Source organism: Mesorhizobium sp. BH1-1-4 (genome assembly GCF_020165665.1).
Lineage (GTDB): Bacteria > Pseudomonadota > Alphaproteobacteria > Rhizobiales > Rhizobiaceae > Mesorhizobium.
Genome location: NZ_JAIUIN010000040.1, coordinates 12886 through 30442 on the forward strand (window position 1 = coordinate 12886; position 17557 = coordinate 30442).

11 protein-coding genes are annotated in these 17557 nt (G+C 63.8%); 7 read left to right on the top strand and 4 right to left on the bottom strand.

Annotation, left to right across the window (positions count from 1 at the left end; all coding sequences use genetic code 11):
• Positions 1–53: 53 nt before the first annotated feature.
• From LB569_RS31245 to LB569_RS31255, 3 genes are all read left to right on the top strand, one after another.
• A complete protein-coding gene (locus LB569_RS31245; RefSeq protein WP_224695339.1) occupies positions 54–1265 on the top strand; it encodes an NAD(P)/FAD-dependent oxidoreductase in 1212 nt (403 codons plus the stop codon).
• Between the two features lie 121 nt (positions 1266–1386).
• Positions 1387–2337, top strand: coding sequence for an SPFH domain-containing protein (locus LB569_RS31250; RefSeq protein ID WP_027146254.1), 951 nt, complete (start codon positions 1387–1389; stop codon positions 2335–2337).
• A 14-nt stretch (positions 2338–2351) separates the two neighbouring features.
• Positions 2352–2816 carry an NfeD family protein gene (locus LB569_RS31255; RefSeq protein ID WP_224695340.1) on the top strand — a complete coding sequence of 155 codons (465 nt, stop codon included), beginning with the start codon at positions 2352–2354 and terminating at the stop codon, positions 2814–2816.
• Between the two features lie 185 nt (positions 2817–3001).
• Here LB569_RS31255 and LB569_RS31260 read toward each other — a convergent pair whose 3' ends face one another.
• Positions 3002–4003: an SIS domain-containing protein gene (locus LB569_RS31260; RefSeq protein WP_224695341.1), complete on the bottom strand. Its 1002-nt coding sequence runs from the start codon at positions 4001–4003 to the stop codon at positions 3002–3004.
• Between the two features lie 246 nt (positions 4004–4249).
• On the opposite strand from LB569_RS31260, the gene LB569_RS31265 reads away from it, so the two are divergent.
• Positions 4250–6022 (top strand): outer membrane beta-barrel protein, encoded by a 1773-nt coding sequence (locus tag LB569_RS31265; protein ID WP_224695342.1) that lies wholly within the window; start codon positions 4250–4252, stop codon positions 6020–6022.
• A 12-nt stretch (positions 6023–6034) separates the two neighbouring features.
• Here the strand turns inward: LB569_RS31265 and galU are convergent, their stop codons facing one another.
• Positions 6035–6949, bottom strand: coding sequence for a UTP--glucose-1-phosphate uridylyltransferase GalU (gene galU, locus LB569_RS31270; protein ID WP_224695348.1), 915 nt, complete (start codon positions 6947–6949; stop codon positions 6035–6037).
• A 202-nt stretch (positions 6950–7151) separates the two neighbouring features.
• On the opposite strand from galU, the gene LB569_RS31275 reads away from it, so the two are divergent.
• Complete coding sequence (locus tag LB569_RS31275) at positions 7152–8375, top strand: lytic murein transglycosylase (protein ID WP_224695343.1); 1224 nt, start codon at positions 7152–7154, stop codon at positions 8373–8375.
• Between the two features lie 31 nt (positions 8376–8406).
• On the top strand, positions 8407–9636 hold the full coding sequence (locus LB569_RS31280; RefSeq protein ID WP_224695344.1) for a DUF459 domain-containing protein: 1230 nt from the start codon (positions 8407–8409) through the stop codon (positions 9634–9636).
• Here the strand turns inward: LB569_RS31280 and LB569_RS31285 are convergent.
• Both LB569_RS31285 and gltB read right to left on the bottom strand, forming a co-directional pair.
• A complete protein-coding gene (locus LB569_RS31285; protein WP_224695345.1) occupies positions 9633–11087 on the bottom strand; it encodes a glutamate synthase subunit beta in 1455 nt (484 codons plus the stop codon). The two genes, LB569_RS31280 and LB569_RS31285, sit on opposite strands and share 4 nt — an antisense overlap.
• 144 nt (positions 11088–11231) lie before the next feature.
• On the bottom strand, positions 11232–15965 hold the full coding sequence (gene gltB, locus LB569_RS31290; RefSeq protein WP_224695346.1) for a glutamate synthase large subunit: 4734 nt from the start codon (positions 15963–15965) through the stop codon (positions 11232–11234).
• A gap of 490 nt (positions 15966–16455) precedes the next feature.
• On the opposite strand from gltB, the gene LB569_RS31295 reads away from it, so the two are divergent.
• A complete protein-coding gene (locus LB569_RS31295; RefSeq protein ID WP_224695347.1) occupies positions 16456–17508 on the top strand; it encodes a threonine aldolase family protein in 1053 nt (350 codons plus the stop codon).
• The last annotated feature ends 49 nt before the right edge of the window (positions 17509–17557 follow it).

Below are 17557 nucleotides of genomic sequence, written 5' to 3' on the forward strand. Positions count from 1 at the left end.
GAAACGGTTTTCCGTCCGGAATTGCGTCAAACAAAGAGGCCCCGGAGAACTGAATGCCCCGCAAACTCGATCTCACAACTGGCCGGCCTGTCTGGTCCGCCTATCGGGCGCCCGCGGTGCCGACCGGCAGTCTGACCCGGGACGTCAAGACCGATGTGCTGATCGTCGGCATGGGCATCAGCGGTGCCATGATGGCCGAGGCACTGACAGCCGATGGTCACGCCGTGATCTGCATCGACCGGCGTGGGCCGCTGAAGGGCTCGACGGCGGCAACCACGGCGCTGGTCCAGTTCGAAATCGACCAGCCGCTTTCAACGCTTTCGCGGATGATCGGCAAAGCTCCCGCCGAGCAGGCCTGGCGACGCTCACGGCTGGCCGTTTCCAACCTTGCCGCCCGCATCGCGGAACTCGGCATCAATTGCGGCATGAGCCGCAGCCACTCGCTCTATCTGGCCGGAACCGTGTTCGGGCCCTCGGAATTGCGCGAGGAAGCCGAGGCGCGACGCCAAGCTGGCATCGCCGCGACCTATCTGACCCTTCAGCCACTCGCCGAGGCGTTCGGCATCGATCGCGCCGGCGCCATCCTCAGCCATGGCAACATCGCGCTCGATCCACGCAAGCTGACGGCAGGACTGCTGCTCAAGGCGCTCGAGCGCAAGGCACGTCTCTACGCGCCCGTCGAAGCCACTGTCATCAGGGACAGTGCGAACGAGGTGATCGTGGCAACCAGGGACGGCCCCACCATCACGGCACGGCATGTTGTCCTCGCCACCGGTTACGAACTCATCGACATCGTGCCGTCGGCCGCCCACCAGATCATTTCGACCTGGGCGATCGCGACGTGCCCGCAACCGCGCAAGCTGTGGCCGGGCGCGGCGTTCATCTGGGAGGCGTCGGATCCCTACCTCTATGTCAGGGCGACCGCCGATGGCCGGGTCGTCTGCGGCGGCGAGGACGAGGATTTCGCCGACGAGACCCAGCGAGACGAACTCATCACCACCAAGAGCGCACGCATTGCCGAAAAACTTGGCAGGCTGTTGCCGCATCTCGACACCAGGCCGGAATTCGCCTGGACCGGCTCCTTCGGCACCACGACCACTGGCCTGCCCTATATCGGCGCCATTCCCCGCCACCCGCGCATCCATGCCGTGATGGGTTATGGCGGCAACGGCATCACCTTCTCGCGCATCGCGTCCGAGATCGTCTCGGCCTCGATCGGCGGGCTCGAAGACACGGATGCAAGCCTGTTTACCTTCAACCCTTGAGTGCATCCACGCAAACAATCCCTCATCACCTGATTGTAACGCTGCTGAAACACACTTAAGTCTTTGGTGAAGCCGGCTGTGCGGGAATGGCTCGCGCGGCCTGCCTCTGAGGGAGAGCCAAATGGATTTCAGTGGTTTCGATATTGCGGTCGTTGTTCTGGTCGCGCTTGTCGTGCTGGTGCTGTTCAAAGGCATCAAGACAATTCCGCAGGGCTACAACTATACCGTCGAACGTTTTGGTCGTTATACCAAGACACTGAGCCCCGGCCTGAATCTTATCACGCCGTTCGTCGATCGCATCGGTGCCAAGATGAACATGATGGAGCAGGTGCTCGACGTTCCGAGCCAGGAGATCATCACCCGCGACAACGCCATAGTCGGTGTCGACGGCATTGCTTTCTACCAGATCCTCAATGCGGCCCAGGCCGCCTATCAGGTTGCCGGGCTGCAGAACGCCATTCTCAACCTGACGATGACCAACATTCGTACCGTCATGGGTTCGATGGACCTCGACGAGCTGTTGTCGAACCGTGACGCCATCAACGAGCGCCTGCTGCGCGTCGTCGACGAAGCGGCGCACCCTTGGGGCATCAAGATCACCCGCGTCGAGATCAAGGACATCAATCCGCCGGCCAACCTCATTGAATCGATGGGCCGCCAGATGACCGCCGAGCGCAACAAGCGTGCGCAGATTCTGGCCGCCGAAGGCCTCAAGCAGTCGCAGATCCTCGAAGCCGAGGGCCGCAAGGAAGCCGCCTTCCGCGACGCCGAGGCGCGTGAACGCTCCGCCGAAGCGGAAGCCCGCGCCACGCAGGTGGTGTCGGAAGCGATTTCCAAGGGTGACGTCCAGGCGCTGAACTACTTCGTCGCCCAGAAATACACCGAGGCGCTGGGCAAGATCGGCACCGCCACCAACAGCAAGATCGTGCTGATGCCCTTCGAGGCGTCGTCGCTGATCGGCTCGCTTGGCGGCATCGGCGAAATCGCCAAGGAAGTCTTCCGCAGCGAAGGCACGACCGGCGCGCAACGGCAGGCCGCGCGTCCGCCCGTCGTCAGGCCCTCCGAAAACTGAGATAGGCCACTCTCATGATCGACCGCATCGTTTCTGAACTCGGCCCGTGGAACTGGATGGTTCTGGGCTTCGTGCTGCTGGTGGTAGAGGTCATCGCGCCCGGTTTCTTCATGCTCTGGATCGGCATCGCCGCGCTCATCGTCGGCGCGGTATCGCTGCTGATCTGGGATGCCGCCATCTGGACATGGCAGGTCCAGGTGCTTCTGTTCCTGGTCCTGTCGCTGGCTTCGGCCTTTGTCGGCAAGAAACTCATGGGCGGACGCGACCAGCCGACCGACCAGCCGCTGCTCAACCGTCGTGGCGCGCAGATGGTCGGCAGGATGGCGACGCTCGCCGAACCAATCCGCGACGGCCGCGGCCGCATCAAACTCGGCGACACGCTATGGCGCGTCTCCGGCCCGGACCTGCCCGCCGGCACCCAGGTACGCGTCACCGCCGCCGCCGACACCGATCTGGAACTGACGGTGGAGCGCGTCTGAACTCCAGCGCCAACGTGCATGGGGTGTTGAGATTCAGGTCAGGTCGCGTCGAAAATAGTGGCATCCGAGAACCGGAGCAGAGCGTACTTTTTGTACGTGAGCTCAGTTCTACTGCGACGCAGTAGAACGGGGAAGCGCAGGACGCCGCTATTTGCAGACCGGCCTAACCTGAATATCAGCACACCTCAGGCGGCGCCGATACGTAGCAGGTCGTGGAAATGCACCACGCCGAGCGGCATGTTGTCCCTGGCCACCACCAGCGCGCCGATATTGTGCTCGTTGAGCAGCGCGATCGCCGTGCCGGCAAGCGTCTGCGGGTCGACCGTCTTGGGCGTGCGCGTCATCACCTCGTCGACGATGACGTCGGCCAGGTTGCGGTGCAGGTTGCGCGCCACATCGCCGTCGGTGATAATCCCGGCCAGTTCGCCATTCGCGTCGACGATCAGGACGCAGCCGACCTTCTTCTGCGACAGCGTCATCACCGCTTCCGGCATCTTGGTGCCGAGCGAAGCGAGCGGCATCTGGTCGCCGACCCGCATGATCTCGGAGACCATGGTCAGATTGGCGCCGAGCTGGCCACCGGGATGGAAGGTGCGGAAATGGTCGGGCGTGAAGCCGCGCGCCTCGAGCAGCGCGATCGCCAGCGCGTCACCGACGACCAGTTGCAGCAGCGTCGACGTCGTCGGCGCCAGGCCATGCGGGCAGGCCTCGGGGGCGCGCGGCAAAAGCAGCACGACGTCGGCCGCGCGCGCCAGCGCCGATGTCTCTCCGGAGGTCACGGCAATGAGCGGGATGGAGAAACGCCTGGAATAGGCGATGATGCCCTTGAGCTCGGGGCTTTCGCCCGACCACGATATGGCGATGATGGCATCGTCCCTGGCGATCATGCCGAGATCGCCGTGATTGGCCTCGACGGGATGGACGAAGAAGGCCGGCGTGCCGGTCGAGGCCAGCGTCGCCGCGATCTTGGAACCGATATGGCCGCTTTTGCCGACACCGGTGACGATGAGCCGGCCCTCGATCTTCGAGATCATGTCGACGGCCTCGGCAAAGGGTGCCGCCAGTCCGTTCTCGAGCGCCTCGGCAAGGGCAGCGATCCCGGCCTGCTCGGTTGCCACCGTTCTCAGCGCCGATTCGATCGACGCTTGCCTGTCCAGGGGCTTCTTATCGAGAGGTCTCGCATGCATGGATGATGCGATTAGCGCTTTGCCGCCCGCCTGTCCAACAGAAATGGCCTCTGCGTGAGGGCCGGATGTGTGCGGCGGTCAGGGCAACCATGAGGATCAAAACACAGAGCACGAGGCGGATCCGCATTCTCGCTTGCGGAAATCACGTTTGAGCCAGTGGCGCGCGCGGCCTCAACCCTCCGTTAACCATCGCCATTTACGGTTCGGTAAGTATGGCGCGCGTGCGCCGCGCAAGCAGTGGTGGCAATGTCCGGGGTCCAGCCAGAAAAATCGAGAGGACGACGGGGCAAGGCGGTTTGCGCCTTGTTGCTGGCGACCAGCGTCCTTGCCTTGCTGCGCCCTGCGCCCCTCCTGGCCCAGGAAACGGAACTGCGGGGAGAAGTCTCGGAATCGGCGATCCTGTCCGATCAGCAGCGCAAGGCGAGAAACCTGGTCCTTGCCCAGCAAGCGGCGGCTGCCGCGCAGGACAATGCGCCGGCGCGCACCTATCTGCCGGCAAGCGCCGGCGCCGTACCTGACGATACGGAAGCCGCGGACCCGACCACCAGCGTCTTCGATCCGCCCCAGGCCAGCGACGATACCTCCGCCGACACACCGACGCCGCCCAAGCCGCGCCGCACTTCAACCGCAAGGCAGAGCGCGGCCGACAAGGCAAAGGACAAGGCAGCCGACAAGTCCAAGAAGAAAAAAAGCAAAACGGCGGCTACGGATCCAACCACCACGGCGACCACCACGGCGACGACAGACGATACCGACGACACGGCGGCGGACCAGGAAGCGGCCAACCGCCGCGCACTCACCATCGACAGTGTCGACAAGCAGAAACTCGACGCCGGCGCCGAACGCACCGCCGCGATCGAAGGCCAGAACAAGAAGCCCGAGGACGATCCGTTCGCCGCCACCGGCGTCAAATGGGGCTCCTTCGTCATCCGGCCGACCATCGAACAAGGCCTGACGGCCACGACGAACGGCGATTCGAGCAGTGCCGGCACGTCGGCGCTGCTGTCCGAGACGGCGCTGCGCTTTACCGCCGCCTCCGACTGGCGTGAAAACTCCGCGACGATCGATGGTTATGGCACTTTCCGCGAGAGTGTGTCGGGCTACCCGGTTCACGACGCGCAAGGCCGCATCGAAGGCCAGCTCAATGTCGATCTCGACAATGAATTGCGCGCCATCGCCAAGCTCGGCTATGAAGCCGTCCCGGAATCGGCGTCGTCGCCCGACGCCATCGCCGGCGTCGACAAGCAGCCGCTGCGGCAGACAATCGACGGCAGCCTCGGCGTCGAAAAGGCGGTCGGCAAGATGCAGTACACGCTGACCGGCGCGGTCTCGCACGACTTCTATGGCGACGCCGAGCTCTCGGACGGCACCTCGCTGTCGCAGAAGGATCAAGACAACACGCTCTACACCGCGACCTTGCGCACCGGTTACGAGATTTCCCCGGCCCTCACCCCCTTCACCGAAATCGAGGTCGGCCGCCGGGTCTATGACCAGCGCATCGACAATGAAGGCTTCGAGCGCTCCTCGACGCGCCTCGGCGCCCGTGCCGGCCTGCAACTCGACATGGGTGAGAAGCTGTCGGGTGAATTCTCGGCCGGATGGCTGAGGGAAGCGGTCGACGACAAAAGCCTGGAAGCGATTTCGGGCGCCACCGTCAACGCCGATCTAAAATGGTCGCCCGAACGCGGCACCACGATCGGCCTGACCGGCAAGACCACCGTCGAGACCACGACCACAGCGGGCGAAAGCGGCGATATCCTTTACTCCGGCCGGCTGACCGGCGAACGCCTGATCCGCGCCAATCTTACCGCGAATGCGGCCCTGGGCCTGGATTGGCGCGACTATGTCGGCATTGACGGCCATGACAGGATCTTGAGCGCAGAGGCCGGGCTGACCTGGTGGCTGAACCGCTATGCCGGCCTCACCAGCCGGGTAAGAACCGAAAAGCTGACCAGCAACCTGCCCGGCCGCGACTACACCGCCAACAGCATCTATCTCGGCGTGAAAGTGCAGCGCTGACGAGTGTGGGTCCTAGAACGCGGCGCCGCGCCGCTCCGACGGCTTCATCTCGTCGAGCAGCGTGCGGATGACGCCCGCCATGCTCTGGTTCATGTCGCTGCGCCAGAGCGCGAAGGCGACATTGGCCTCGACGAAGCCTTCAGGCGAACCGCAGTCGAAGGTGCGGCCCTGATAGTGGTAGCCGTAGAAGGCCTGCTCCTTTTCCAGCTTCAGCATTGCGTCGGTGAGCTGGATTTCGTTGCCGGCGCCCTTCTCCTGGCCCTCGAGAATTTTGAAAATCTCCGGCTGCAGGATGTAGCGGCCGTTGATGTAGAGGTTGGACGGCGCGGTGCCGGTCTTCGGCTTTTCGACCATCTCGGTGATGCGAAAGCCGTGATGCCTGTCCTCGCCGCGCCCGACGATGCCGTATTTATGGGCCTCGGCCGGGTCGCATTCCTGCACGGCGACGATGTTGTTGCCGGTTTCCTCGTAGAGCTCGACCATCGCCTTCGTGCAGCTCTTCTCCGACTGCATGATCATGTCTGGCAACAACAGCGCGAACGGCTCGTCGCCGACCAGTTCGCGGGCGCACCAGACGGCATGGCCCAGCCCCATCGGCACCTGCTGGCGGGTGAAGCTGGTTTGGCCCGGCGCCGGCTGCAGCCGCTGCAGGCGGGCAAGCTGCTCGTCCTTGCCGCGCTGTGCCAGCGTGTCATAGAGCTCGAACTGGATGTCGAAATGATCCTCGATGACCGCCTTGTTGCGGCCGGTGACGAAGATGAAATGCTCGATGCCCGCCTCGCGCGCCTCATCGACGACATACTGGATGACCGGCCTGTCGACGACGGTCAGCATCTCCTTCGGAACAGCCTTGGTGGCCGGGAGGAACCGCGTGCCGAGACCGGCGACCGGAAAAACTGCCTTGCGAACTCTCTTCATGCTTTCAATTATCCGTTTGCTGGCCGGCTCCGCAATCCCCGTCTCGCGACATTTTCACGCCGGAATTGAAGAATACGGGAGCGGGTGAGGGAAACTTCCACCGGTTAAAGCATCGAGGTGTCTTTTCGTTCCAGGCGACACCTATGGTAAACTAATTCCTAACCCGGTTCGGCGATGAATGGTCTTTCCTGAGACAAAGAAGGAGGAAAAGATGTCCGTTCGCAATGCCGCAAAAATTCTCACCAGCGTCATGACGGCCGCCAGCCTCTCGCTTGCTTTGCTGATCCCCACCGGTCCGGCTTTCGCCGACGCCGGCTTCCGGCAATGGGTCGCCAGCTTCCGCGCCACCGCCGTGGCGGGCGGCGTTTCCGGCTCCGTCTACGACCAGGCTTTCCGGGACATCAAGGAACCCGATCCGGTGGTGTTGGAGAAGGCCCGCACCCAGCCCGAATTCACCGCCCCCGCTTGGGATTATTTCGACAACCGCGTCCATGACCAGTCCGTTGCCGTCGGGCAGCAGATGGCGAAGAAGTGGAAGCCTTGGCTGGACAGGATCGAAGCGCGATTTGGCGTCGACCGCTACATTCTCCTGGCCATCTGGTCGATGGAATCGAACTATGGCGAGATCCTCAAGCGCGACGACATCATGCGCAACGTCATCCGTTCGCTGGCGACTTTGGGTTATGGCGATCCGAAGCGTTCGAAATACGCCCGCACCCAGCTGGTCGCGGCCCTGAAAATCCTGCAAACCGGCGATATCGACGAAAGCCACCTGATGGGCTCCTGGGCGGGCGCCATGGGCCAGACCCAGTTCATTCCGACCAGCTACCAGCATTATGCCGTCGACATGGACGGTAACGGCAAGCGCGACATCTGGAATTCCATTCCCGATGCGCTGGCGACATCAGCCAACCTGCTGAAGAAAAACGGTTGGCAGGCCGGCAAGACCTGGGGCTATGAGGTCGAGCTGCCGGCCGGGAAACTGCCCGCCGGATCGAAGACGCTGGCGCAATGGCAGGCGCTCGGCGTCGTCAGGGCCAGCGGCAAGCCGTTCAAGAACCTCACCGACAAGGCGACGCTGAAAGTGCCGGATGGCCGCGGCGGACCGGCCTTCCTGATGATCAGGAATTTCTCCGTCATCAAGGCCTACAACAACGCCGACAAATACGCGCTCGCCGTTGGTCTGCTTGCCGATGAAATCGCCGGCGGCAACGGCCTTGTCCAGGATTGGAAGCGGCCTTTCACCAAGCTCTCCTTCGAGGAAAGGCAGGAGTTGCAGAAGCGGCTTTCCCAGCATGGCCTTTATGATGGCAAATTCGACGGCAAGATCGGCGACGGCTCGAAGACGGCCATCATGGCCTATCAGGCAAAGGTCGGCTTGACCCAGGATGGCTATCCGAGCATGGAAGTGCTGAAATGGCTCAGGCAGAAATAAAGCCTGACGGAGTTGAGTAGGGAGGTAGCGATTGGTTTGGGCTGCGCGCATCGGCACGTTCGTTCGTCGCATGTCGGTGCTGATCCTGACCTTCGCCGTGCTTGCCATTGCCGTGGCCGGCGCCATCCATGCCCCGGCCATGGCGCAGGAGCAGCCGCAGCAGAGCCGGGGCTGGTCCTTGCGCGACCTCCTGTTTCCGCGCCGTAGCGAGCGCATAGAGCCGCCGCAGGACATCCAGAAGGCGCGGCCTAAGCCGAAGAAGAAACCGCGTGCGCCCCGCCCACCCGCCGAGCCTGCCACGCCCGTGGTCGAAAAAGCGCCTGATGCCCGCACTGTCCTGGTGGTCGGCGACTTCATGGCGGCGGGCCTCGGAGAAGGGCTGGACGACGCCTTCGCCGAGAATACCGGCGTCAGAATCGTTGTCCGCAGCAATGGCTCGTCGGGCTTCGTGCGCGATGATTTCTACAACTGGCCCGAACAGATCAAATCGCTGATCGAAACCGAAAAGCCCGCCGCCGTGGTCGTCATGCTGGGCTCGAACGACCGCCAGCAGATGAAGGTCGGCGACGTGCGCGAGCAACCCCGTTCCGAAAACTGGACCAAGGAATACGAGCGCCGCACCGATGAACTCGGCAAGACGATCGCCACCGCCAAGGTGCCTTTCCTGTGGGTCGGCATGCCGGCCTTCCGGGTGCCGAAGATGACGTCCGACATGCTGGCCTTCAACGATATCTACCACAAGGCGGCCGAGAGCCACGGCGGCGAATTCGTCGATGTCTGGGACGGATTTGTCGACGAGAATGGCGCCTTTATCACCAGCGGCCCCGACATGAACGGCCAGCCCGTTCGGCTGCGCGCCGATGACGGCATCAACGTGTCCAAGGCCGGCAAGCGCAAGCTTGCCTTTTATACCGAAAAGCCGCTGCTGAAGATCCTTGGACTGGCCGCGCCGGGGGGTGTGGCACCGGCAACGGCGCCGGCGGGCGCCCCCGTCGAGGCACCGGCTCCGGCGGCCGCACCCATCGTCATCGATCGCACCCAACCCATGCTGCTCAGTGACCCCGCGCTCGACGGCGGCACCGAATTGCTCGGTTCCGCCCCGCCGGCCAAGGCCAATCCCGCGCTTCCCGGGGAAAGGCTGGTGATCGAGGGCAAGGCGCCGGAGGCTTCGCCTGGACGCGCAGACGATTTTTCCTGGCCTCCGAAAGCCAATCCGCCAGCCACGGCCGCCGCTGACACCACGACGGCGATCACCCCTTAACGAGGCAGGACGGTCGTCCCCATCAGCGCTTCGTCGATCGAACGTGCGGCCTGGCGACCCTCGCGGATCGCCCAGACGACCAGCGACTGGCCGCGGCGCACGTCGCCCGCCGCGTAGAGCCGATCGACGCTGGTCCTGTAGTCGCGGTCATTGGCGTCGACATTCCTGGAACGGCGGCTGTCGGTGGTGATCTTCATCTCGCCTTCCAGCTCGGCGGCCACACCGGCCATCGCCGGTCCGGCAAAGCCGATGGCGATGAAGGCGAGATCGGCGCGGATGACGAACTCGGTGCCGGCGATCGGCTTGCGCTTCTCGTCGACCTCGCAGCACTTGACGCCGGTCAGTTGGCCTTCCTCACCGATGAATTCGAGCGTCGCCACCTGGAATTCGCGCTCGGCGCCCTCGGCCTGCGAGGACGAGGTGCGCATCTTGGTTGCCCAATAGGGCCAGACCGCGAGCTTGTCTTCCTTCTCGGGCGGCTGTGGGCGGATGTCGAGCTGGGTGACGCGCACGGCGCCCTGGCGGAAGGCGGTGCCGACGCAGTCGGAGGCGGTATCGCCGCCGCCGACGACGACGACATGCTGGCCGCCGGCGATGATCGGATGCGACGGCCAGGCAACCGACTGGATCGGCTCGCCGCCGACGCGGCGGTTCTGCTGCACCAGATAGGGCATCGCATCATGCACGCCGCCGAGATCGTCGCCGGGAATGCCGGCAGCGCGCGGCGTTTCAGACCCACCGCAATAAAGCACCGCATCATGTTCGGCGAGCAGCTCGGTCACAGGCTTGTCGACGCCGACATTGACGCCGCAATGGAAGGTGACCCCCTCGCCCTGCATCTGTTCGATACGCCGGTCGATATAGTGCTTCTCGATCTTGAAGTCGGGAATGCCGTAACGCATCAATCCGCCGGGGCGGCTCTCGCGCTCATAGACGTGGACGTCGTGACCGGCGCGGCCGAGCTGCTGGGCGGCCGCCATGCCGGCCGGGCCGGAGCCGATGATGGCGACCCGCTTGCCGGTCTTCTTCTCCGGCGGATAGGGCCTGATATGGCCGGTCTCGTACGCCTTGTCGGCGATCGCCTGCTCCACCGTCTTGATGGCGACCGGAATGTCCTCGAGGTTCAGCGTGCAGGCTTCCTCGCAGGGCGCGGGGCAGATGCGGCCGGTGAATTCCGGGAAATTGTTGGTCGAGTGCAGGTTGCGGATCGCGTTGTCCCAATCCCTGTTGTAGACGAGGTCGTTCCAGTCGGGGATCTGGTTGTGGATCGGACAGCCGGTCGGCCCGTGGCAGAACGGAATGCCGCAATCCATGCAGCGCGCGGCCTGTTTCTCGACCTCCTTGTCCGACATCGGCAGCGTGAATTCGCGGAAGTGCCGGATGCGGTCGGAGGCCGGTTGGTACTTGTGCACCTGCCGGTCGATTTCGAGAAAGCCTGTTACCTTGCCCATAGTCCAGTTCCTGCTGTCCAGATGGTACGGTTTTCGCCGCACCCGTTAACCTCTTGAGGCAGCCATGGCAACCTTGCGCCCGAGGTCAAACTGTCGATGAAGGGGGCCGGGAAGCCTGCGCTCCCCGGCAATTCTCAAAAAAATCTATTCCGCCGCGACGCCCATGCGCATGCGTTCCATCTCGATCAGCGCGCGGCGGTATTCGACCGGCATGATCTTGCGGAATTTCGGCCGGAAAATCGTCCAGTCATCGAGGATCTCGCGGCCGCGCACCGAACCCGTATAGTGGACGTGGTTGGAGATCAGCTGGTAGAGGCGTTCCTCGTCATGGCTGGTCATGTCGCCCGAGACGTCGACGCGGCCCTTATGGTCGAGGTCGCCGCCATGGTGCAGCAACTTTTCCATCAAATCGTCTTCTTCCGGAACCGGCTCCAGCTCGACCATGGCCATGTTGCAGCGCTCGGCGAAATCACCCGCCTCATCAAGCACATAGGCGACACCGCCCGACATGCCGGCGGCGAAGTTGCGGCCGGTCTTGCCGATGACGACGATGACGCCGCCGGTCATGTATTCGCAGCCATGGTCGCCGACGCCTTCGACGACGGCGGCCACGCCCGAATTGCGCACCGCGAAGCGCTCGCCGGCAACACCGGCGAAATAGGCCTCGCCCTCGGTCGCGCCATAGAGAACCGTATTGCCGACGATGATGGAGTCGGCCGCGACGATCCTTGCCTCTTCCGGCGGCCGGATGACGATGCGTCCGCCCGACAGGCCCTTGCCGACATAGTCGTTGGCGGCGCCGACGAGCTCGAACGAGATGCCGCGCGCCAGGAAGGCGCCGAAGGACTGGCCGGCGGTTCCAGTGAGCTTGACCTGAATCGTGTCCTCACGCAGGCCCTTGTGCCTGAAGCGCTTGGCCACCTCGCCCGACAGCATGGCGCCCGTCGAGCGATCGACATTGCGGATATCGACCTCAATCTTGACCGGCTGCTTGGCCTGCAGCGCGGGCTTGGCCAGTTCGATCAGCTTGCGGTCGAGCACATCGTCGATCGGGTGCTTCTGCCGCTCGGTCCAATGCACCGCCTCATGCGGTGCATTGGGCTTGTAGAACATCTTCGAGAAGTCCAGCCCTTGCGCCTTCCAGTGCTGGATCACGTCGCGCTTTTCCAGAAGGTCGGCGTCGCCGATGATCTGGTCGATATGGGTGAAGCCCATTTCGGCGAGCAGCGCCCGCACCTCTTCGGCCACGTAGAAGAAGAAGTTGATGACGTGCTCGGGCGTGCCCTTGAAGCGCTTGCGCAGCACCGGGTCCTGCGTCGCGACGCCGACCGGGCAGGTGTTGAGATGGCACTTGCGCATCATGATGCAGCCGGCCGCGATCAGCGGCGCGGTCGAGAAGCCGAACTCGTCGGCGCCGAGCAGCGCGCCGATGATGACGTCGCGCCCGGTGCGCAGGCCGCCATCGACCTGCAGCGCCACGCGTGAGCGCAAGCCGTTCAGCACCAGCGTCTGATGCGTTTCGGCAAGGCCCATTTCCCAAGGGCTGCCGGCATGCTTGAGCGAGGTCAGCGGCGAAGCGCCGGTGCCGCCATCATAGCCCGAGATGGTGATGTGGTCGGCACGCGCCTTGGCGACACCGGCGGCAACCGTGCCGACACCGACTTCCGACACCAGCTTGACCGACACGTCGGCCGCCGGATTGACGTTCTTCAGGTCATAGATCAGCTGCGCCAGATCCTCGATCGAATAGATGTCATGATGCGGCGGCGGCGAGATCAGGCCGACGCCAGGCGTCGAATGCCTCACCTTGGCGATGGTCGCGTCGACCTTGTGACCGGGCAATTGGCCGCCCTCGCCGGGCTTGGCCCCCTGCGCCACCTTGATCTGCATGACATCGGAATTCACGAGATACTCGGCCGTCACCCCGAACCGTCCCGAGGCGACCTGCTTGATCGCCGAGCGTTCCGGGTTCTTGCCCCCACCGGGCAGCGGCAGATAACGGTCGGCCTCTTCGCCGCCCTCGCCGGTGTTCGACTTGCCGCCGATCTGGTTCATGGCGCGCGCCAGCGTGGTGTGCGCCTCCCTGGAGATAGAGCCGAACGACATCGCCCCGGTCGAGAAGCGCTTGACGATCTCGGCCGCCGGCATAACGTCGTCGAGCGCCACCTTCTTGCGCCCGGTTTCGTCCGCCAACTTGATCTTGAACAGGCCGCGGATGGTCTGCGCCCGGGCTGTCTCGCTGTCGATTTGCGCGGAATACTCCTTGAACGTGTCCCACGAGCCCTGGCGCACGGCGTGCTGCAAGGTGGCGACCGCGTCCGGCGACCACATATGCGCCTCGCCGCGCATGCGGAACAGATATTCGCCACCGACCTCCAGGCTGTTGCGCAGCACCGGATCGCTGCCAAAACCATCCGTATGGCGGCTGACGGTTTCGCCCGCGACCTCATCGAGCCCGACGCCTTCGATCAGCGTCGCGGTGCCGGTGAAGTATTGCTGCACGAAATCCGACTTCAGCCCGATGGCGTCGAAGATCTGCGCGCCGCAATAGGACTGGTAGGTCGAGATGCCCATCTTGGACATCACCTTGAGGATGCCCTTGCCGATCGACTTGATGTAGCGCGACACCACTTCGTAGGCGTCGACCTCTTCCGGCAGCTCGCCGCGCTTGTGCATATCGAGCAACGTGTCGAAGGCAAGATAGGGATTGATCGCTTCCGCGCCGTAGCCGGCAAGACAACAGAAATGATGCACCTCGCGCGGCTCGCCCGATTCGACGACCAGGCCGACCGCGGTGCGCAGCCCCTTGCGGATCAGATGGTGGTGCACGGCGGCCGTGGCCAGCAGGGCTGGGATGGCGATGCGGTCCGGTCCGAGCTGGCGGTCGGACAGTATGATGATGTTGTAGCCGCCGGCGACAGCCGCCTCGGCCCGCTCGCACAGACGTTCGACGGCGCCTTGCATGCCGGCGGCGCCCTCGCTCGACCCATAGGTGATGTCGATCGTCTTGGTGTCGAAACGGTCCTCGGTGTGGCCGATGGAACGGATCTTTTCCAGATCGCCATTGGTCAGGATCGGCTGGCGCACCTCGAGCCGCTTGCGGCGCGAATTGCCGACCAGGTCGAAGATGTTCGGCCGCGGCCCGATGAAGGACACCAGGCTCATCACCAGTTCCTCGCGGATCGGGTCGATCGGCGGATTGGTGACCTGGGCGAAATTCTGCTTGAAATAGGTGTAGAGCAGCTTCGACTTGTCCGACATCGCCGAGATCGGCGTGTCGGTGCCCATCGAGCCCACCGCTTCCTGGCCGGTGGTCGCCATCGGCGACATCAACAGCTTGGTGTCTTCCTGGGTATAGCCGAACGCCTGCTGGCGATCGAGCAGGCTGACATCCTTGCGCAGCGCGCGCGGCTCGACCGGCTTCAGGTCTTCGAGGATGAGCTGCGTGTTGGCGAGCCAGGTCTTGTAGGGGTGCCTGGTCGCGATCTCCGACTTGATCTCCTCGTCGGGGACGATGCGGCCCTTGGCGAGGTCGATCAGGAGCATGCGGCCGGGCTGCAGCCGCCACTTCTGGACGATCTTCTCCTCCGGCACCGGCAGCACGCCGGCTTCCGAAGCCATGATGACGCGATCGTCATCGGTGACGATGTAGCGCGCCGGACGCAGGCCGTTGCGGTCGAGCGTGGCGCCGATCTGGCGGCCGTCGGTGAAGGCGACCGCCGCCGGCCCGTCCCACGGCTCCATCAACGCCGCATGGTACTCGTAGAAGGCCTTGCGGTCTTGATCCATGAGCTTGTTGCCGGCCCAGGCTTCCGGGATCAGCATCATCATGGCGTGGCTGAGGCTGTAGCCGCCCTGGAACAGGAACTCGAGCGCGTTGTCGAAGCACGCGGTGTCGGACTGGCCGTCATAGGAGATCGGCCAGAGCTTCGAGATGTTGTTGCCGAACAGTTCGGAATCGACGGATGCCTGGCGGGCCGCCATCCAGTTGTTGTTGCCGCGCACCGTGTTGATCTCGCCATTATGCGCGACCATGCGATAGGGATGCGCCAGCTTCCATGACGGGAAGGTGTTGGTCGAGAAGCGCTGGTGGACGAGGATCAGCGCGGTCTCGAAACGCGGGTCCTTGAGGTCCTTGTAATAGGCGCCGACCTGGTAGGCCAGGAACATGCCCTTGTAGACGATGGTGCGCGCCGACAAGGACACGCAATAGGCGCCAATGTCCTTGTTGTCGTTCTCGGCGTAGATGCGGCCCGAGATGACCTTGCGCAGCAGATAGAGCCTGGCCTCGTATTCCTCGTCGTCGGTGATGTCGGGCGCGCGGCCGATGAAGACCTGGCGGTGGAACGGCTCGGACGCGACGATATCAGGCGCCTTCGACAGCGACGAATTGTCGACCGGCACGTCACGGAAACCGATGAGCGGCAGCCCCTCGGACTGCGCCGATTCGGCGATGATATCCTCGATATGGGCGCGCAGCGCTTCATCCTGCGGCATGAACCAGTGTCCGACGCCGTACTGGCCAACCGGTGGCAGTTCGATATCTTGGGCCGCCATCTCCTCACGGAAAAAAACATCCGGAAGCTGCACCAGCACGCCGGCGCCATCGCCGACCAGCGGATCGGCGCCAACGGCGCCGCGATGCGTCAGGTTCTCGAGCACGGCAAGCCCGTCCTTGACGATTTGATGCGACTTCACGCCCTTCATGTTGACGATGAAGCCGACGCCGCAGGCGTCATGCTCGTTGCGCGGGTCGTAGAGGCCCTGGGCGCTCAGGCCGCCGGTAGTCGAACGATTTTTGGCCGAGGTATTTTTGACGGCGGCCGCTTCCGTCTGCGCGGCCTGGCCGTTCGTCGCAGAGAGCGTCAATTCCGTCATTGTCCTATCCTCCGTTCCGCGCCACAGGGCATTGGTCAGCCTGGGGCGCTGGTTTGCCTTGGCGAGCACTTGGGCTCGCCCTTCATCCTTGCGGCACGTCTTGCGAAATCGCCGAACCAGGCGGCACGCCGCTGGGTTCACATCTGGTATCGTACAGGCCAGAGCTGGTCCGTCCACCTGTCGCTCGCGACAAAAGCCGGAGTGGCCCAAACGATACGCCAATCCAGCCTGTTTTGTGCGACACAATAAGACAGCACTACTGTCCTAAATTTTTATGACAGAAATCCAGGACCCACACAAGACCGATTCACAAAAAACTTGGCCGCCCCGCGACACAATATTTCGTGAGGCGAGCGCAAAACGCAAGCTTCGGTCTTAGAAGGCGCTGCGGGCCTGACGCTGGCTTTACCCGTTTTCTGGTGGCTGGCTCTTGCGGGCATGCCATGAAACCGGTCAAGGTCCCGGCGATTTTCCCAACACAGGCAAACGCATGTTCTTCGCTTCCGACAATTGGGCAGGCGCCCACCCAAGCATTGCGGCCGGCCTCTCGGCCCATACCGGCGGCTTTTCGCCCGCTTATGGCGATGGTGCCCTCGACCAGGCCGTCTATCAGCGCTTCAACGAGATTTTCGAGCGGGAAGTCGCCGTGTTCTTCGTGGCGACCGGCACCGCCGCCAATTCGCTGTCGCTGACGGCCTACAACAAGCCCGGCGGCATTTCCTTCGCGCACCGCGAATCGCATGTCATCGAGGACGAGTGCGGCGCGCCCGAATTCTTTTCCGGCGGCTCGCGGCTGCACGCCGTCGATGGATCCCTGGGCAAGATCGAGCCGCACAATCTGGACAGGGCGATCGGCCGTTTCGCCGGCGAGGTAGTGCATTGGGGCCGGCCAATGGCCGTCTCGATCACCCAGTCGACCGAGGTCGGCACGGTCTATGGCCTGGCCGACATCGAAGCGATCGCGGCGATCGCCAGACACCATTCCGTGCCGCTGCACATGGACGGCGCCCGCTTTGCCAATGCGCTGGTCGCGCTCGACACCACGCCGGCCGAAATGACCTGGAAACGCGGCGTCGACATCCTGTCCTTCGGCGGCACCAAGAACGGCTGCTGGTGCGCCGAGGCGATCGTCCTGTTCGACCTCGACCGGGCCAAGGAACTGGCCTTCCTGCGCAAGCGTGCCGCCCAGCTGTTTTCGAAGTCGCGTTTCGTCGCGGCGCAGTTCGAAGCCTATTTCAAGGACGGGCTGTGGCTCGACACCGCCAGGCATGCCAACGCCATGGCCGCGCGCCTGGCGGCGGCGATCGAGGATTCGGCCACGGCCAAGCTCGCCTGGCTGCCGCAGGCCAACGAGGTGTTCGCGGTGATCAAGAAGACCGAAGCCGAGAAACTGCAGGCGGCGGGCGCCGCCTTCTACGACTGGCACAGGCCGCATGGCTTTGACGGCCATGTCGGCGAGGACGAGTTGCTCTATCGCTTCGTCACCAGCTTCGCCACCACCTCGGAGGAGGTCGACCGTTTCGGCCAGTTGATCGCCGGATAACAGCGATCCCACGGACAACAAAAAAGCGGCGCCATTCGGCGCCGCGTCC